Source organism: Teichococcus aerophilus, assembly GCF_014490485.1.
Classification (GTDB): domain Bacteria; phylum Pseudomonadota; class Alphaproteobacteria; order Acetobacterales; family Acetobacteraceae; genus Pseudoroseomonas; species Pseudoroseomonas aerophila.
On record NZ_JACTVA010000025.1, the window covers coordinates 48,196 to 66,584 of the forward strand.

Below are 18,389 nucleotides of genomic sequence, written 5' to 3' on the forward strand. Positions count from 1 at the left end.
GCGGGACGGGAGAAGCGGACGCGGGTTGGTGCGGTTATTCGAGGCGGATATTGCCCTCGCGGATCACGTCCCCCCACTTGCGGGTATCGTCCCGCAGGGCGGCGCGCAGCATCGCGGCGTCGCCAGTGACCAACTCGACGCCCTGTTCCGCCATGCGGGTGCGGATGGTGGGATTGTCGGTGGCGGACCGCAGCGCGGTGGCGGCGCGGGCCAGAATGGCGGCCGGGGTCCCGGCGGGGGCGAACAGGCCCTGCCAGAAGAACACCTCGAAGCCTGGCAGCGTGTTGGAGACCGGCGGCAGGCTGGGATAGCCCTGGATCGGCGCGCTCGCCGTCACGGCCAAGCCGCGCGTGCCGCCGTCCGCCAGGGTGGTCGCGGCTTCCTGGATGGCCTGGAACACGACATGGATGCGGCCCTGCCGCAGGTCCAGCGCCGCCGGCGCACCGCCGCGATAGGGCACGTGAACGATGTCGATGCCCGCCCGGGCGCGGAACATCTCCAGGCACAGATGGCTGACCGAGCCGGTGCCCGGCGAGCCGAACAGCACCTTGCCCGGGTTGGCCTTGCAATAAGCGATCAGGCTGGCTGTGTCCGTGACGGGCAGGGACGGATGCACGTGCAGGATGAAGGGCGTGCGGAACACCATGCCGATCGCGTCCAGCTCCGCCGCCGGGTCCTTCGGCGTCAGTTGCGGCTGCAGCGTCTGGTTGATGGCCAGGGTGGTGGTGCCCATTACCAGCGTATAGCCATCCGGCCGCGCCCGGGCGGCGTAGGTGGCGGCGACCGAGGTGGCGGCGCCGGGGCGGTTGTCGATGACCACCGGCACGCCGAGATTGCGCGACATCGGCTCGGCCACGGCGCGGGACGCCAGGTCGGTCACGCCACCAGGCGGGTAGCCCTCCACCAGCGTAACGGGGCGGTTCGGCCAGGCATTCGGGTCCGTCTGTGCCAGGGTGGGACGTGCGAGCAGCAGGCCGGGCAGGGCAAGGCCGGCCCCGAGCAGGGTGCGACGATTCATGAGGGCGTTTCCTGTTTTGGTCTTCTTTATCCGCTCAGATTGTCCCATCCGCAGGGCGGCCAACAGGGACAGTTTGTCCCCAAATCATTGGCACAGTTCCATGCGGCGGCGCAGCATGGTGGCCATGGAAGGGTCTGGTTCGGGTTGATCGGGCACTTGAAGATCAGGCAAGGCCGGGGAAAGAATTCCCCGGGGGCCCTCTTTTTTCTTCGAGTTTAGCGTGGTGCTGTCGGACTGAGTGCGGACGCTCTTCTATGATATCTCAATTGGGCCACGCGGGCTGAACCATCAGTCGCCGGAGGTTTAGGACCTTAGGCGCGCCCAGTCGTCTCTCAGGCCAGACCTTTCAACGGCCACGCCGGCAAAACTCGAAAAAAGAAAAGAAGGGGCCCGGGGAATTCTTTCCCCGGCCTTGTCCCTTCCCCAACGCGTCAGCTTCCGCCAGCCCTGGTCCTCCTGCTTGATCCACAGGGATAAGGCGGCTTCAATCAGCGGATTGGAGGCGCATTGCCTCTCCATGCCGCAGGAAGGTTCCGCCCCGCATGAATGCCCCGACCGATCCGAAGGACCTGAAGCCACACGCCGCGCATTGGGGCGTATTCCGGGCCGGTTGGCGGGATGGCACCCTGGTGGTGGAGCCACATCCGGGCGACCCGGACCCGTCCCCCATCCTGCAGAACTTCCCGGAAGCCCTGCGGCACCGGGCGCGGATTGCCCAGCCCATGGTGCGGCGCGGCTGGCTGGAGAACGGCCCCGGCCCCAGCGACCGCCGCGGGCGGGACGAGCTGGTGCCGGTGTCGTGGGACCAGGCGCTGGACCTGCTGGCGGGTGAATTGGCACGGGTGCGGGACCAGCACGGGGTGCGGTCCATCTTCGGCGGGTCGTATGGCTGGTCCTCCGCCGGGCGGTTCCACCATGCGCAGAGCCAGGTGCACCGGTTCCTGAACACCACGCTCGGCGGCTATGTCCGCTCCATCAACAGCTATAGCGCGGGGGCGTCCAACGTCATTATCCCGCATGTGCTGGGGCCGTTCGAGCCGGTGACGCGCCACAGCGTGACCTGGGACCAGGTGGTGGAGCATACCGAGCTGGTGCTGGCCTTCGGCGGCATGGCGGTGAAGAACAGCGCCGTTGGCGGCGGCGGCGTCAGCAAGCATATCGAGCGTGGCGCCATGGGTGCCGCCCATGCACGGGGCTGCCGCTTCGTGCTGATCGCGCCGCTGCGGGACGACCTACCGGAGGAGGCGGGCGCGGAGTGGCTGCCGCTGACCCCTGGCACCGACACGGCGCTGATGCTGGGCATGGCGCATACCCTGGCTACCGAGAACCTGCATGACCGCGACTTCCTGGACCGTTTCTGCGTCGGCTGGCCGGAATTCGAAGCGTATCTGCTGGGCCACAAGGACGGTACGCCGAAGGATGCCGCCTGGGCCGCCGCCATCAGCGGCGTGAAGGCGGAGAGCATCGCCCAGCTGGCGCGCGATGCCGCCGGCAAGCGCGTGCTGGTGACGATGGCGCATTCCCTGCAGCGCGCGGAGCATGGCGAGCAGCCGGTGTGGATGGGGGCCGTGCTGGCGGCCATGCTGGGGCAGATCGGCCTGCCGGGGGGCGGCTTCAACTATGCGCTGGGCTCTATCGCGCATTACGGCAAGCGCAAGGTCGCCGTGGCGGTCGCCGGATTGCCGCAGGGGCGCAACACGGTGCGGGACTTCATCCCGGTGGCGCGCATTTCCGACATGCTGCTGAACCCGGGCGCGCCCTTCGACTACGACGGGCAAAAGCTGACCTACCCGGACATCAAGCTGGTCTACTGGGCCGGCGGCAACCCGTTCCACCACCACCAGGACATCAACCGGCTGCGCGAGGCGTTCTATCGCGTCGATACGCTGGTGGTGCATGAGACGGCCTGGACCGCCACGGCGCGCCATGCAGACATCATCCTGCCCTGCACCATGACGCTGGAGCGCGAGGACATCGCCGCCGCCACCACCGACCCGCTGATGGTGGCGATGCACCCGGTCTCCGCCCCCTATGGCGAGGCGCGCGACGATTACAGCATCTTCGCCGCGCTCGCCGCCCGCCTGGGCAAGGAGGACGCCTTCACCGAAGGCCGCGACGCACGTGGCTGGCTGAGGCACCTGTACGAGATCACCCGCGTCTCCATGGCGGAGCATGGTGCCCCCGCCCCGGATTTCGACACCTTCTGGGCGGCCGGCGAGCTGGAGATGCCGCTGGAGCAGGATACCGGCGGCATTCTCGGCGCCTTCCGCCGCGACCCGGACGCCCACCCGCTGCCGACGCCGAGTGGCAAGGTAGAGATTTTCTCCGCCACCATCGACGCCTTTGGCTATGACGACTGCCCCGGCCACCCGACCTGGCTGGAGCCAGTGGACGTACCGAACGACGCTGCCCCACTCTGGATCGTTGCCAACCAGCCGGCGACGCGCCTGCACAGCCAGTTGGATTTCGGCGGCACCAGCGCCAACAGCAAGCGCCGGGGGCGGGAGGTAATGCGGATGCACCCCGCCGACGCCGCCGCACGCGGCATCGCCGAGGGCGACGTGGTGCGCCTGTTCAACGGACGCGGCGCCTGCCTGGCCGCCGCCGCGCTGAGCGACGCGGTGGCGCCAGGGGTGGTGCAATTGGCCACCGGCGCCTGGTACGACCCGGCGGACCCGGAGGAGGACAAGCCGCTCTGCGTCCACGGCAACCCGAACGTGCTGACGCGGGACGCCGGGACGTCCCGCCTGGCCCAGGGCTGCACAGGCCAGTTGACCACCGTGCAGGTGGAGCTGTTCACCGGCAACCTGCCGCCGATCCGGGCGTGGGACCCGCCGGCGGTGTGAAGCCTGGGCGTGGCTGCTGGTGTCGGATGAAGGAAGGCCGGGGAAAGAATTCCCCGGACCCCTTCTTCTTTTTCAAGTTTGCCGTTGTGCCTCAGGACTGAGAGCAGACGCTGCTTGATGATTTTAATGGACTACGCGGGCTGAACCCTCAGTCGCCGGAGGTCCTAGACCTCCGGCGCACCGAGCCGGCTCTTAGGCTTGACCCATCAACAGCCACGCACGGAAAATTCGAAAAAAGAAAAGATGGGGCCCGGGGAATTCTTTCCCCGGCCTTCGCTTCCCCCCCTTAAGGCGTGCTGCGCGCCCCCGTCGCCACCGTCCGCTGGTCCTGGCGCGGTTCGTAGGTAATGCCGGCGCGGGAGGCCCAGAAGTTCACCAGCTGGTAGAGCGGGATGCCTGCCACGTCCTCGGCGACGATCTTCTGGCCCTGGATCAGCAGCTGCTCGCGGACGCTGTCATCCATGGTGGATTGGGCACGGTCGATCAGCGCGTCCAGGGTGGGGTTGGAATAGGCGCCCCAATTGGCCGGGCCGCGGCCGGTGCGGGCATCCATGGTGGTGAACATGTTGGTCAGGGCGTAGCCGGCCTCGCCGGTGCTGATGCCCCAGCTGAAGAACGGCATGGCGAATTCATGCCGTGCACCGCGGCTGAGATAGGAGGAGGCGGGGATGGCATCGACCTGGGTGCGCACGCCCACCCGCGTCCACATCTGGGCGATGGCCTGGGCCACGGTGCGGAAATCCGGCCGGTCGGCGAAGGCGCTGATGGTCAGGCGGAAGCCGTTGGGGAAGCCGGCCTCGGCCAACAGGGCGCGGGCACGGACCTGGTCATGCTCGGGCATGCTGATATCCGGCGTGTAGGAATAGGCGCCGGGCCACATGAACTGGCCGGCGGCCTGGGCGGTGCCTTCCAGCACGCGCTCGGCCAGGGCCTTGCGGTCGATGGCGTGGGAGAGTGCCTGGCGTACGCGCAGGTCGCGCAGCGGGTTGGTCGCCAGGGGCTTGCCGTCATTGTCGGCGGCCTGGGGGCTGCTCTCCTCCAGGAAGCTGGGCAGGAGCAGGATGGAACGGTTGCCAGGGGTGGAGGTGACGCGGAAGCGCGGGTCCTGGCGCAGCCGCGGCAGGTCGTTGCGGGAAGGGCTGTCGATCATGTCGACATCGCCGGAGAGCAGGGCGGCGCTGCGGGCGCCCTCATTGGCGATGAAGCGGAAGGAGACGCGGTCCCACTCCGCCCGTTCGCCCCACCATTGCGGGTTGCGCTCCATCTCGACGCGCTCGTTCTTGGCGAAGCGGGTGACGCGGTAGGGCCCGGTGCCGACGGCGGCGCGGCCGCCATCGAAGTCGGAACTCTCCGCCCCCTCCACCACATGCTTCGCCACGATGGAGATGGCGCTGAGATTGACCGGCAGGATGGGCGAGGGCTGCCGGGTGACGATGCGGATGCTGTTCGGCCCCGCCACCTCGACCCGCGCGATATCCCGCGTGAAGGGTGCGTAGCCGAGCGGGCTGTTCGGGATATTGGCCGAGCGGCTGATGGAGAACGCCACGTCCTCCGGCGTCAGGGGTCGGCCGTCGGACCAGCGCACGCCCTCGCGCAGCGTGAACTCCCATTCGGTGTCGGAGACCAGTTTCCAGCTGGTGGCCAGGCCGGGCGTCAGCGACATGTCGCCCTTCTGCTCGACCAGCCGGCTGAACAGGTGCAGCGAGAGATTGCGGTCGCCGATGCCGTTGTAGAAATGCGGGTCGGCGGAGAGCGGGAAGGCGCTGGCACCGATGGTGAGGTCGGCGGCCCGGGCCGGCATCAGTGCGGTGCAGCCCAGCAGCAGTGCCGCCACGACGGGTCGTTTCCAGGCCATCATCCTACTCCCTGATCAGTCCAGGGCGACACTATGGCCGGGATGCGCCGGGGTGTCAGCCCGCGCGGGTCACAGCACGGCGCGTTCACAGCCGTTCACATACCCTGCTCTCTGCTTGTGTTTGATCGCGTGATTCGGGATCTTCGGTGATTCCACCTTAAGCCACCACGCTCTAGTCGAAGCGCAGGCCCAGCGCGGTGATGTCGTCCGCCTGGGGCGCGCCGTCGGCGAAGGCGGTGACGCTGCCGAACAGGCCCTCCACCACGGCGCGCGCGCTGCCGTCCTGCCGCTCCAGCCGGTTCAGCTCGGCCAGCAGGCGCTCCCGGCCGAAGAAGGCTTCGTCACGATCCTCGGCCTCGGTCACGCCATCGGAGTAGAGCAGCAGGCCTTCGCCGGGGGAGAGGGCGAAGTCACCGCTGCGGTAGGCGATGTCCTCCATCGCGCCCAGCGGCGGCTGGCGTGGCAGTCCGGGCAGTGGGCGGGGTGGCAGGCCAGCGCCGTAGAGCAACGGCGTCTCGTGCGCCGCCACGGCGATTCGGCCCCGGCCCGTGCGCATATCCAGCACGCCGAGCGCGACGGTGACGAAGGTGGCGTCCTCGTTCTCCCGCGCCAGATCGTCATTGGCGAGGGTGAGGATCTCCGCCGGATCGGGCGTGCCGCGCAGCGCCAGCAGCCGGGCGGCGGCGCGCACCAGCCCCAGCGTGCGCGCCATGGTCAGCCCCGCCGGTGCGCCCTTGCCGGCAACATCGGCGACGGTGAACAGCAAGGTGGCATCGTCCAGCCGCACGGCGTCGTACAGGTCGCCGCCCACCTGCCGGGCCGGCACCATGGCGGCATGCAGGCTGACGCGGTGGCCGGCGATGGCGGCGAAATCGCGCGGCACCAGCGCCAGCTGCGCCAGCCGCGCGCTCTCCAGCTCCGCTTCCAGGAGGTTGAGGCGCTGGGCGGCAAGATCGCGCAGCCGCTTCTTCTCCAGCACGGCGGAGAGGCGCGCACGCAGCAGCGGCGGGTCGAAGGTCTTGGGCAGGTAGTCCTCGGCCCCCAGCTCGATGCAGCGCACCACCGCCGACATCTCGGTCAGCGCGGAGATGACGATGACCGGCGGCTCCGCCCGGCCGGAAGCATGCAGGCGTTCCAGCACGCCGATGCCGTCCAGCTCCGGCATCTCGATATCCAGCAGCACGACGTCGAAATCCTGCGCGGCGATGGCGGCCAGGCCCTCGATGCCGTTCTGGGCGGTGACGACGTTGGTGTAGCCCAGCTCGGCCAGCCGCTTGGTCAGCAGCAGACGGTTGAACGGGCTGTCATCGACGATCAGCAGCGTGACATCGTTCATGCCAGTTCCTCATGCGTGGATGGCATCGCGATGCCGTCAGGTTCGAGAATCACCACGGCCTCGCCATTGCCGAGGATGCCGGCACCGCCGAGCGCGGGCAGCGTGGCCAGGGCCGGGGGCAACGGGCGCAGCAGCAGGTCGGTCCGCTGCCGCACCTGGTCCACCGCCAGCGCCACCTGGCCGCCCATGGTCTGGCGCAGCAGCACCACGGCGCCGGGCGGGCGGGTGGGGCGCAGGCCGAGCAGGCGGGCCAGCGGCATGGCGGGCGTATCGGCGGGCAGCACCGCCTCCACCCGCGCGGTGGGGAAAGCGTAGGTGTGGCCTTCCACCTCCACCAGCAGCACCGCCGCCATGGCGGCCGAGAGCGGCAGGTTCAGCACGAAGGTGGTACCCCGGCCGGGGGTGCTGGAGAGGTCCAGCGTACCGCCGGCGCGGCGCACCGCCTCCTGCACCACATCCAGGCCGACGCCGCGGCCGGAGGTCTCGCTGACGCGCTCCCGCGTCGAGAAGCCGGGGCGGAACAGCAGGCGGCGGGCGTCGTGGTCGTCCATCGCCGCGGCCTCGGCCTCGCTGACCAGCCCACGGGTCAGCGCGGCGCGCAGCACGGCCTGGCGGTCGATGCCGCGCCCGTCATCCGAGACCTCGACGCGCACCATGCCTGTGCGGCGCTCGGCGCGCACGCGCAGGGTGGCGCGGGGGGGCTTGCCGGCGGCGCGGCGGGCATCCGGTTCCTCCACGCCATGGTCCACGGCGTTGCGGGCCAGGTGCAGCAGCGGGTCGGCCAGCAGCTCGATCAGCGCGCGGTCGATGCGGACATCCTGGCCCTCCATCTCCAGCGCCACGTCCTTGGCGGCGCTCTGCGCCACGCTGCGGACGATGCGGGGCAGCCGGTTGAACAGCGTGCCGATGGGCACGACGCGCAACTCCATCACCGCGTCGTCCAGCCGCCGCAGCGCCAGGGCGAGGTGGGAGCGTGCCCGCTCGCGCGGCGCGCGGGCATGGCCCAGCCGGGCAGCCAGCGCTGCCAGTTCCCGCCCGGCGCTGCCGCCGGCGCGGCGGGCAAGGGCGGCCAGGGTGGCAGGCAGTGAATCGGCCTCCTCCTGCGCCAGCAGGCCGTCCAGGGAGAGGACGGCGGCGTGCAACTCGGCCTCCAGGCCGATGATGCCGTCCACCGCTTCCTGCCTCACCCGCAGGCTGGCAACCGGGGCGGCGTTGGCCTCGCCGCTGGGCTGGGTGGCGGCGCGCAGCGGCGTCATGGCCAGCACCAGCCGGCCGGCGGGGTCGAAGGCGGCGCGGGCGGCGGCCAGCGCTTCCGGCTCGGCGGGCGCCAGGAACAGCATGTCCAGCGTCGGCGGCACGGTATCCAGCAGAGTGCGGCTGGTCAGCGGCTCGGCGTTCTGCGCCTCCAGCCAGCTTTGCACCGCGGCTTCCTCCACCGCGTCGGAGGGGACGCCGAGGCGGGCCCGGTACAGGCTGCGGCCGGCGGCGAGGCCTTCCTCGACCCGGCGATGGCCCTCCGCGCTGAGCAGATGCGCCAGTTCCTCCGGCACCGAAGCCGTGGCGGGGGAGAGGGCGGAGGCGGGGGCCACGCCGGGGGGCGGCATGGCGCGCAGGGCAGCGGCATCGGTGCGGCGGCCGAGTTGCGCCGCCAGGTCCGGGCCCAGCGCGGCCAGCAGCGCGGCCGCATCGTCATCGGTGGCGGCGCGGCCGGCGAGGTCCTCCGTCAGCAGCAGCCAGTCTTCCAGCGCGTCCAGGCCCAGGGCGGCGGCGATTTCGCCCAGCGCGCGGGCCTCGGGCACCAGGGCCGCCGGGTTACCGGCCAGCAGGGGCGCGAGGGCGGCGAGGCGGGGTAGCCAACCGCCATCGTCCAACGCCGCCGTGGCCGCTGCCAGCGCATCGGCACCTGCATCTACGCTGGCCAGCAGGGCGAGGCTGCCGAGTTGGCGGCGCAGGGCGCCCAGCAGCGGCAGGGGCGGCTGAGCGTCCAACTCGGCCAGCCGGGCGGCGAGGCGGGTCTGGCCGGCGCGCCGTGCCTCCTCCGCCAGTGCGCCGGAGAGGGGTGAGGCGCCTTCATGCGCGGCGGCGGCCAGTTCGACGGCGCTGTCGCGCAGCATGGCGGCCAGCGGGGCCAGGGCGGCTTGTTCGTCAGCCGCCCGATGGTCGACGGCCTGATCGTCGGCGGGTTGGTGGGCGCCCGGCATCTGGGCTGCAGGCGGAGCGGCTCTGGCCGGGGTGACTCCAGTGGTGGCTCCGGCGGTGGGCACGGCCTCCAGCGTCTCCAGCCGGTGCAGCAGGCCGGGCGGCGGCTTCGCGTCGCGCCGGGTTGCCAGCACGCTGCTGCGTTGCGCCCGCAGGGCATCCACCGCCGCCAGCAGCGCCGCCATCACCGGTGGCGTCATGGCCCGGCGGCCCTGGCGCGCCTGCCCCAGCAGGTCCTCGCAGTGATGCGCTACCTGGGCCATGCCGGCGGCGCCCAGCGCCGCGCTCATGCCTTTCAGCGAGTGGAAGGCACGGAACAGCGCCGCCACCCCGCCGGCGTCGGGCGTGGTGGCCAGCAGGCGTTCGGCGGTATCGCAATGCTCCTCGCTCTCGGCGCCGAATTCGTCCCACAGGGCGTCGTCGTTCAGCATGGCGGTGGCGCCGCCCGGCTGGCTGGCGGCGCGGCGTGGGTGATGGCCACAGGTGACGCCAGGATGTTGGGCGAGGCCGTCGCCGGAATAGGCGGGAACTGGCTGAGAGGCGGAGGCGTCTCGTGGGGTGGCCGGGTTGGCTCTTCCTGCGCTGGCGATGCCGGCAGGCCGAGGGCACCGCGGGCGGCAGCCAGGATGGCGCTGCCGCGCCGTTCCGCCAGGTCGAAGGAGAGCGCGCCGGCCGGCTTGCCGACGATCGCGGCGACGCCCAGCCGGCGCAATTGCCGCGCCTCCGGCGTGCCCGGTGGCGCGGCGGAGGAGACCACCACCACCTGGCCGCGCCCGGCCAGCGCCCAACGGTGCAGGAAGCCAATTCCGTCCAGTACCGGCATCTCCAGATCCAGCAGGATCAATGCCGGGTCGAGAGGTTCCAGCGCCGCCAGCGCCTCGGCGCCATTCGGCGCCTCCCCGACAACGGTGAAGGCGGGGTCGGCGGCGACGATGCCACGCACGACGCTGCGCATGGTAGGCGAGTCATCCACCACCAGCACGCGCCAGGGCGCTGCGGCCTCCGGTGCCGGTGCGTCCCCGTTCAGGCGGGCCATCGCCTGCCGCAACTGCGCGGCGGCGGCTTGCAGGGCGGCGGGGTCGAATGGATCGATGGCGTCGGCGGCGGCGTCCAGCCCCGGTGACAGGGCATCGAGGCCCAGGGCGGTGGCCATCGCCCGCAGCCCGTCCAGCACACGCCCGGCGAGCTGGGGCGTGGCCGCGCCGTCCAGCCGCCCCAACCCGGCGAGGAATTCCGGTACGAAGGCTTCCAGCAACTCGCGGTCGACAGGCGGGGCGGTCATTCCACTAGCGTGGCATGGAAACCAGCATGGAGGCCACCCTGGCACCCAGCTCGGCCGGGGTGCCGACCGCCAGTGCCAGCCCGGCGGCGATGACGGCGCCGGGCATGCCGGCGACGACGCAGCTGGCGGGCGCCTGGGCCAGGATGGGCATCTGCCGTGCCGCCATGGCGGCGGCACCCTCCGCTCCATCCCGCCCCATGCCGCTGAGCACCACGCCGACCGCGCCGGTCGCCACCGCGGCGGCGGAGCGGAACAGCGCGTCCACCGAGGGGTGCATGGTGGTGCCGGTTTCCAGCAGCCGCAGCGCCAGCCCGCTGGCGCGGCGTACCAGGACGCCGTCCCACCCGCCCGGCAGCACCGCCACCAGGCCGGGTGGCAGCGCCATGCCATCGGTGGCCACGGCGGCCCGGCGGCCCAGCCGGCGCCCCAGCGCCTCGGCCAGGGAAGGTGCCAGGCCGACTGGCATGTGCTGCGCTACCACACAGGGGATGGGCAGCGCCCCGCAGGCCTCCAGGAAGGCACCGACCGCGTCCGGCCCGCCGGTGGAGGCGCCGACCACCAGCAACTGCGGCGGGGCAAAGGTGGTCAGGGTGGGCGGGGCGGCCACCGGGCCCGCCGAGGGGGGCGGGCCACGCTCGGCGGCCCAGCGACGCAGCAAGGGCCGCAACGCGCGGTCCAGCCGGGCGAGGTCGGCGCCGCCGAGGTCGGAATCCTTCCAGAGATAATCCACCGCGCCATGGTCCAGCGCCGCGAGGGCGTCGGCGGAGCCATCCCGCGTATGGGCGCTGACCATCACCACGGCGGGCGGGGCGGGCAGGCGCATGATGCGGCGCGTGGCTTCCAGCCCGTCCAGGCGCGGCATGGCGAGGTCCATCACCACCAAATCCGGCCGCAGGCGGGTGGCGGCCTCGATGGCGGCGATCCCGTCATTCGCTTCCCCCACCACGCGCAGATCGCCCTCGGCCTCGATGATTTGCCGCAGGGCCAGGCGCATGAAGCTGCTGTCGTCGACGACGAGGACGGTGGGCAGCGCGCCGGCTTCCGGCGTCATGCCGGCGTCACGGAGGGGGCGGCCAGCGCCCAGGGCCGGCACAGCGGCAGCAGGGCGCCGTCGCTGGCCACCAGCGCGGCGACCAGGGGGTCGTCCTCCAGCAGGGTGACCGCATCGTCCGGCAGGGTGCGGAGGCCGAGCACCTCGGCGACGGCCAGGGCCACCGGCCGGCCACCGGCTAGTCGCAGCAACGGTGGTGCCTGTGGCAGTGGCACGGGGCCGAGTGCGCGGGCGGCATCGGCCACCGGCAATACGGCGCCGCGATGGGCGCAGGCGCCGATCCAACCAGCAGACTGCGCGCCCCATGGCAGGGGCAGCGGCGCCTGCGGCGGCATCACGGCATCCACGGCCTCGGATGGCAGGAAGAAGCTGACGCCGCCGGCGCGGCAGAGCAGCAGGGAGCGGCTGGGCCGGGGCGAGACCTGCTCCACCGGGCGCAGGCGTGGCGCCAGGGCCAGCAGGCGGCGGCCTTCCGGCGTTTCCAGGCGCGGCAGGAAGGCGGGCCCGGTCTCGCCCGGCGCTACGGCGGTACAGGGGATGCCGAGTTGCCGCCCGGCATGCCGCAGCACCGCGACATGGCCATCCGCCTCGACGTGCTGGGACGCGGGAGTGCTGAAGCACCAGCCGGCGTCCAGCAGCAGCAACGGGCCATCCACCGTGTCCGCATAGCCCGCCGCGCCGGACGGGCGGCCCGGCACGGGCGAGCGGTGCGGTGGCCAGGGGCGGATGCCGGCGAGCGCGTGGAGGGACAGGTGCAGCGACGCCCCATCGAAGCGCAGCGCAGCCTGCACCGGCGGCTTCGGTGCGGTGCTCGTGGGCTCGGTGGCTGGTGGGGCCGGCAAGGGAGGGGCAGGGTGTGCCGGCGGCGTGGCGGGCAGGGCCAGCAGCTTGGCATCGGCTGGCGCCGGGGCAAAGCCGGTGCCGCCGATCAGCCCGGCCTCCAGCCGCACCCAGGCGGCCGGCGTGGCCTCCGCCGACCAGACCGGCAGCAACTGGCTGTCCTGCACCGCGAGGCCCAGCAGGCCGGGCGGCGCGCCCGGCAGCGGGCGGACCCGCGCGGGCGCGGGCACGGGCCGGCCACCCGGGGGGAGGCGGAAGACCTCCCCGGCGATGACCAACCCGTCCTCCGGTGCCGTCATGCGGACCGGGCCTCAGCCGAAGGAGGCGATGGCCTCGCCGCGCGTGCCGAAGACCGGGATGATCTGCAGGAAGCCGCCGATCTCGAACACCTCGTGCACCGCAGGCTGCAGGCCGCAGGCGGCGAAACGCTGGCCGCCGGCGCGGGCCGCCTTGGCCGCCTTCAGCAGCACGCGCAGCCCGGCGCTGCTGACGAAGCGGACGCCGGAGAGATCCAGCACCAGGCCCTTGCCGGCCACCATGGCGAGCAGCCCGGGCTCCACGGCCGGCACCGTCGCGGTGTCCAGCCGGCCTTCGAGCGCGGCCAGGTTGACCCCTTCGACGCCGGAATCGATCACCTTCATTGCGCGTGTGTCCCTGCTGGCTGAAGCGTGGTGACCCGTGGCGGCCGCGCCGCCGGATACGGACCATGCGTTGGAGCGACGGTGTAGAGCATCACGGCCAATGGCTGAAGCCATCGTGGCCGGAGGACGGTGCATCGGAGAGGCGTCCGTCACGGATCAGGCTTTGCGCGCATACATCCACGGCGCACGCGCCTGCCGGCCTGTCGATCACGCCCGTCACGCGCGCCTTAGTCCTGGCCAATCGTCAGGCCGAGGCGATTGCGCCCTGCAAGCCGCGTGTGGCGCACGTCGCTGGCCAAAGTGCGGACGAAATGCAGGCCAAGGCCGCCCACCGCGCGATCCTCCAGCGCGGCGCCAAGTGATGGTGGGGCGATGCTCAGCGGGTCGAAATCCGGGCCGTCATCCTCCAGCGTCAGATGCAGCACGGCGCCCTCCTGCCGCAGCGCCAGGGTCATGACGCGGGCGCCCGCCGGGGCCCCATGCTCGGCGATGTTGGCCGCCAGTTCCTCGCAGACCAGCATCAGGCGGCTGGCGAGGGCGGGGGGGAGGCCAGCGGCTTCGGCGAACGCTTCCAGACGGTCCAGCATCTCGCCGATGCCCGCGGCGGTGGCCGGCAGGCTGAGGTCAAGCGCCGGGGCGGGCATCGTCGTCCTCGCGGTACTCCGCGGCGACGTCCTCCACCGCGCCCCGCGTCTCGGCGGCGAGGCGGGAGAGGTCGATCATGGTCACGGTGATCTCGCCGGCCGCGGTGGCGTTGGACTGGCCGATGCGCGTCAGCACCTCCACCCGCCCGGCGATGGTGGAGACGGTGGCCTGCTGCTCCTCCATGGCGATGGCGGTGGCACCGGACAGGCGGGCGCTCTCATCCATCAACCGTTGCAGCTCGTCCATCGCGGTGCCGACATCTCCGGCGCTCTGCCCGCCTTCCCGCGCCCGGGCGCCGGCCTGGACGACGACGTCGGAGATTTCCTGCGCCAGGGCCTCGGTATTCACCGCGAGCGCCCGCACTTCCTCGGCCACCACGGCCAGGCCCCGGCCATGCTCGCCGGCGCGGGCGGCCTCGATGGCGGCGTTGATGGCCAGGATGTTGGTCTGCGTCGCCACCTTGGCGATGGTGGTGGCGATGCGGGTGACGCGGGTGGTGTCTTCGCCCACCGCTTCCACCACGTCCAGCAGCGTGCCAATCTTGCGCAGGCTCTCGGCCAGCAGATTGCGCGCGGCCTCGGTCTGGTCGTGCGAGCCCTGGGTGATACGGCTGACCTCGCGGATGGCATCGCTGGTATGGCCGAGGGCCTCGGCCACTTCGCGTAGCTCCGCCAGCTGGGTGGCGGCGCCCTCGGAGATCTGGCCGATGGCGTCCGAGGCCTGGTGGGTGGCGACGGCAGTGCGGCGGGCGCCGGCCAGCGCCTGCTCGCTCAGACGGCGGGTGGTCAGCAGGTTCTCCCGGAACACCAGCACGGTACGGGCCATGTCCCCCACCTGGTCGCGCCGCGCGGTGCCAGGCACGGCGGCGTCCACCTGGCCATGCGCCAGCCGCTCCATCGCCTGCGCCAGGGTGCCGAGCGGGCGGGCGGTCAGTCGCACCAGCACCAGCCAGGTGAGCGCCAGCCCCAGCAGGCCGACGGTCAGGCCAGCGATGTTCATCCAGCGGCCCTGCGCGGTCAGCGCGTGGGCGATCTCCAGGTTGCGGTCCGATTCCGCCTGGATGCTGCGGCGGGCTTCCCGCACCAAGCTGTTGAAGGTTACCGCCCGGGTGCGCCAGATGTCGTTCAGCGCGGTCAGCTGGTCCCGCTGGTCGTTGGCGAAGGCCTGCTGCATCTCCTGCCCCAGTGCCGGCATCCGCTGCATCATGTCCCGCGTGGTGGAGACGAGGATGGGGTCCAGCCGGGCGCCGATGCGTTCCAGCAACTGGTCGTGGTAGCCGACCATCAGTTCCACATGGCGGGGCACGCGGCGCGCGGCGACGGCGGGGCGCAGATCGCCCAGGATGACGCTGGTCAGCAGCCCGCCATAGGAGAACAGGCTGGTGGCGAAGTCATCGACCGATTCGGTCTGGCCGCGCTGGCGGATGCCAAGCTCCTCGATCACGCGTTCCTGCCGCAGGTCGATCAGCGCCGAGCCGCCGGAGAGCACGCCGAGCACCAGTAGCATCAGCAGCACGATGCCGGCCGCGCGGGTGCCGATGCGGCCCGTCCAGGTGCCGAGGCGGCCACGGCGCAGGCCCGCCGCCATGGTTGCCGCCACGCCGGCGGTGCTGGACTGGTCCGGAACCTCTCTGGGCACGAGTTGGGATCGCCTTCCGCCGTGGCGGGCAAGCTAGACCGTTCCGGACCCGTTCGCCAAGCCTGGGATGCGGCACGGGCGCCACGCCGCCGATACCGGCGAAGCCCATGCTGTTCTGTGTGAGGAGCCGCTCGGCCTCGCCGGGGCTGGCCTCAGAACACGCAGGTATCGTCCGGCAGCCAGCTGGCCTGGAGCTGCTGCCCAGGGTGCAGCGGCGGCATGTCCGCCCGCTGGGTGCGCTTGGCGACGATGGTCTGGCCGCCGGCCGCCAGCGTCAGCACGCACCGCGTGGCCTCGCCCATGAACACCACCTCCTGCACCGTCGCATCCAGCGCGTTGGGCGCGGGGGCGGGTATGCCGGACGGTGACAGCATGATCTTCTCCGGCCGAACCATGCACACCTTGTCCGCCGGGTTGCCGCTGGCGGCGTGCAGCACCGTGCCCTGCAGATGGGCGACCCAGCGGCCGCCCGGCGCGGCTTCCACCGTGTCGACCGCGATGAAGTTCGCCTCGCCGACGAAAGAGGCGACGAAGCGGTTGGCCGGCGCGCCATAGAGGTCGGCTGGTGAGGCCAGTTGTTCCACCTTGCCGCGATCCATCACCGCGACGCGGTCCGACATCACCAGCGCTTCCCGCTGGTCATGCGTCACGTAGACGAAGGTGATGCCGAGCCGTTGGTGAAGATGCTTGATCTCCAGCTGCATCTCTTCCCGCAACTGCTTGTCGAGCGCCGAGAGCGGCTCATCCATCAGCAGGACAGGCGGGTTGAAGATGATGGCGCGGGCGATGGCGATGCGCTGCTGCTGGCCGCCGGAGAGTTGCTGCGGATAGCGCGTGCCGTATTCGCCGAGCCGGACCAGATCCAGCGCGCGGCGGACCTGCGTTGCGATCTCCGGCTTCGCCACGCCGCGCTGCTTCAGCGAGAAGCCGATATTCTCGGCCACGGTGAGGTGCGGGAACAGCGCGTAGTTCTGGAACACCATGCCGATATTGCGCCGGTAGGGCGGCACCGCCGTGACGTCCCGCCCGCCGATGGCGATGCTGCCGCCATCCGGCGTCTCGAACCCCGCGATCATCATCAGCGTGGTGGATTTGCCGGAGCCGGAGGGACCGAGGAAGCTGATGAACTCCCCGGCTTCGACCTGGAGGGAGAGGCGGTCGATGGCGGTGAAGTTGCCGTAGCGCCGCGTGACATTCTTGAGTACGATCGTCTCGCCGCCAGAAACCGATGTGTCTGGCACAAAGTTTGCTGCGCTCATGTTGCTTCGCACCACTTGGCTATGACGAGGGGATGAAGAATGGAGACTGCCGCAGCCGCTTGTCCAGCCCTGTTAGAGACCCCGCCGGGATGAGCGTGGCCTTGTCCGGCGCCATGCCGGCGGCGGGGCGCCGCAGCCGCCCCTGGCGCTTGCCGCCTTCGCTGCTTGCCTTGCCACTGCTGGCATTTCTGTTGATCTTCTATGCTTATCCGCTCGCTTCCATGCTGTTGCGCAGCGTCTACGACCAGGGCTGGACTTTCAGTGGCTTCGGCGCGCTGGCGGGGGACGCGGTGTTCTGGCGCGTGCTGGGTACCACCGCACAGGTGGCCTTCGTCGTCACCCTGGCCTGCCTGCTCCTGGGCTACCCGGTCGCCTACGTGATGAGCAGGGTGCGAAGCGGAACGGCAAACCTGCTGATGGTGCTGGTGCTGATTCCGTTCTGGACCAGCATCCTGGTGCGCACCTATGCCTGGATGGCGCTGCTGGGGCGGCGCGGCATCGTCAACAACGCGCTGATCGCCATGGGGGTGGTGGACCAGCCCCTGCAGCTGATGAACACCCGCTTCGCCGTGTATCTCGCCATGGTGCATGTGCTGCTGCCCTTCATGATCCTGCCACTCTACGCCGTGCTGCGGGGACTTGATTGGCGGTTGGTGCAGGCGGCGGAGGGGCTGGGGGCGGGGCCGCTGGGCGCGTTCCGCCAGGTGGTGCTGCCGCTGTCCCTGCCCGGCATCGCGGCGGGCTGCGTGCTGGTGTTCACCCTGGCGCTGGGCTTCTACATCACGCCAGTGCTGGTGGGCTCCGGCTCCGACGTCATGCTCTCCATGCTGATCGGCGACCTGGTGAACCGGCTGGATTGGCCGCGCGCCTCCGCCATGGCGGTGGTGCTGCTGGCGATGGTGCTGGGCGTCTTCGCGCTGCTGGCGCGTCTGGTGCCGCTCGGCCGCGTCCTGCAGGGCGGGCGCTGAGATGCCGACGCTGCGCCGCGCCATCCTCTACGGCCTCGCCGGGCTGGTCCTGGCCTTCCTGTTCCTGCCGGTGCTGGTGGTGGTGCCGCTGTCCTTTTCCTCCGCCCGCTATCTGAGCTTTCCGCCACCGGGCTTCAGCCTGCAGTGGTACGAGAACTTCTTCTCCCGCGCCGCCTGGACCGATGCCACCTGGATGAGCCTGTGGACGGCGGTGGCCAGCACCATCCTGGCCGTGCTGCTGGGCGTGCCGGCGGCGATCGGGCTGACGCGGGGGCGCTTCCCCGGCAAGGCGCTGGCGCAGGCGTTGATCCTCTCGCCCGTGGTGGCGCCGGGCATCGTGGTGGCGATCGGGCTCTACTATGTCTACGCACGCTACGGCATGGTCGGCCGCCCGGTCGCGCTGGTGGTGGCGCAGGCGGCGCTGGCGGTGCCCTTCGTCGTCATCAATGTCTCCGCCGCTTTGGGTGGGGTGGACCGGCGGCTGGAACAGGCGGCGCTGAACCTGGGTGCCACGCCCTGGGGCGCCTTCCGGCAGGTGACGTTGCCACTGATCCGCCCTGGCATCTTCGCCGGCGCCATCTTCGCCTTCGTCACCGCCTTCGACGAATTGCTTATCGCGCTGTTCCTAGCCGGCACCACCGCCGTCACGCTGCCGCGGCGCATGTGGGAACAGCTGAACTACTCCATCGATCCGACCATCGCCGCGGCGTCCAGCCTGCTGATCGCGCTGACGACGGTGCTGCTGGGCGGTGCCGAGATCCTGCGACGGCGGGCGGAGCGGCAACGCACCACCCCGGCCGAATGAACGCCA

Annotated in this window: 14 protein-coding genes; 3 read left to right on the forward strand and 11 right to left on the reverse strand. The window is 71.3% G+C overall.

Translation table 11 applies throughout. The features are described from left to right. Nucleotides 1-34 precede the first annotated feature (34 nt). On the reverse strand, nt 35-1,018 hold the full coding sequence (locus IBL26_RS14405) for a Bug family tripartite tricarboxylate transporter substrate binding protein (RefSeq protein WP_187785199.1): 984 nt from the start codon (nt 1,016-1,018) through the stop codon (nt 35-37). Between the two features lie 542 nt (nt 1,019-1,560). Between IBL26_RS14405 and IBL26_RS14410 the strand changes: the two genes are divergently transcribed. Continuing rightward, nucleotides 1,561-3,864, forward strand: a complete 2,304-nt coding sequence (locus IBL26_RS14410; RefSeq protein WP_187785200.1) for a molybdopterin guanine dinucleotide-containing S/N-oxide reductase — start codon at nt 1,561-1,563, stop codon at nt 3,862-3,864. 286 nt (nt 3,865-4,150) lie between these two features. Here the strand turns inward: IBL26_RS14410 and IBL26_RS14415 are convergent, their stop codons facing one another. The 10 genes from IBL26_RS14415 to IBL26_RS14460 all read right to left on the reverse strand — a co-directional run bounded on the left by IBL26_RS14415 (nt 4,151) and on the right by IBL26_RS14460 (nt 16,592). Next, nucleotides 4,151-5,719, reverse strand: coding sequence for an ABC transporter substrate-binding protein (locus IBL26_RS14415; protein WP_241749380.1), 1,569 nt, complete (start codon nt 5,717-5,719; stop codon nt 4,151-4,153). A gap of 172 nt (nt 5,720-5,891) precedes the next feature. Next, complete coding sequence (locus IBL26_RS14420) at nt 5,892-7,055, reverse strand: PP2C family protein-serine/threonine phosphatase (protein WP_187785201.1); 1,164 nt, start codon at nt 7,053-7,055, stop codon at nt 5,892-5,894. Beyond that, nucleotides 7,052-9,685: a chemotaxis protein CheA gene (locus IBL26_RS14425; protein WP_187785202.1), complete on the reverse strand. Its 2,634-nt coding sequence runs from the start codon at nt 9,683-9,685 to the stop codon at nt 7,052-7,054. The genes IBL26_RS14420 and IBL26_RS14425 overlap by 4 nt, the downstream gene beginning before the upstream one ends. Then, a complete protein-coding gene (locus tag IBL26_RS14430; protein WP_187785203.1) occupies nt 9,679-10,536 on the reverse strand; it encodes a response regulator in 858 nt (285 codons plus the stop codon). The genes IBL26_RS14425 and IBL26_RS14430 overlap by 7 nt, the downstream gene beginning before the upstream one ends. Before the next feature lie 4 nt (nt 10,537-10,540). Continuing rightward, the gene (locus IBL26_RS14435) at nt 10,541-11,587 is read right to left on the reverse strand and encodes a chemotaxis protein CheB (protein WP_187785204.1); all 1,047 of its coding nucleotides are present in this window, start codon (nt 11,585-11,587) and stop codon (nt 10,541-10,543) included. After that, entirely contained in the window at nt 11,584-12,726 is a 1,143-nt protein-coding gene (locus tag IBL26_RS14440) for a chemotaxis protein CheW (RefSeq protein ID WP_187785205.1), read from the reverse strand. Before IBL26_RS14440 ends, IBL26_RS14435 begins: the two co-directional genes overlap by 4 nt. Nucleotides 12,727-12,738: 12 nt before the next feature. Next, nucleotides 12,739-13,068: an STAS domain-containing protein gene (locus IBL26_RS14445; protein WP_187785206.1), complete on the reverse strand. Its 330-nt coding sequence runs from the start codon at nt 13,066-13,068 to the stop codon at nt 12,739-12,741. A gap of 227 nt (nt 13,069-13,295) precedes the next feature. Further along, the gene (locus IBL26_RS14450; RefSeq protein WP_187785207.1) at nt 13,296-13,712 is read right to left on the reverse strand and encodes an ATP-binding protein; all 417 of its coding nucleotides are present in this window, start codon (nt 13,710-13,712) and stop codon (nt 13,296-13,298) included. Further along, nucleotides 13,693-15,351 (reverse strand): methyl-accepting chemotaxis protein, encoded by a 1,659-nt coding sequence (locus IBL26_RS26115; protein ID WP_187785208.1) that lies wholly within the window; start codon nt 15,349-15,351, stop codon nt 13,693-13,695. The genes IBL26_RS14450 and IBL26_RS26115 overlap by 20 nt, the downstream gene beginning before the upstream one ends. Nucleotides 15,352-15,503: 152 nt before the next feature. Next, the gene (locus IBL26_RS14460; protein WP_367615441.1) at nt 15,504-16,592 is read right to left on the reverse strand and encodes an ABC transporter ATP-binding protein; all 1,089 of its coding nucleotides are present in this window, start codon (nt 16,590-16,592) and stop codon (nt 15,504-15,506) included. Nucleotides 16,593-16,699: 107 nt separating this feature from the next. On the opposite strand from IBL26_RS14460, the gene IBL26_RS14465 reads away from it, so the two are divergent. Both IBL26_RS14465 and IBL26_RS14470 read left to right on the forward strand, forming a co-directional pair. After that, nucleotides 16,700-17,578 (forward strand): ABC transporter permease, encoded by an 879-nt coding sequence (locus IBL26_RS14465; RefSeq protein WP_241749381.1) that lies wholly within the window; start codon nt 16,700-16,702, stop codon nt 17,576-17,578. Nucleotide 17,579: 1 nt separating this feature from the next. Continuing rightward, nucleotides 17,580-18,383, forward strand: a complete 804-nt coding sequence (locus tag IBL26_RS14470) for an ABC transporter permease (protein WP_187785211.1) — start codon at nt 17,580-17,582, stop codon at nt 18,381-18,383. The last annotated feature ends 6 nt before the right edge of the window (nt 18,384-18,389 follow it).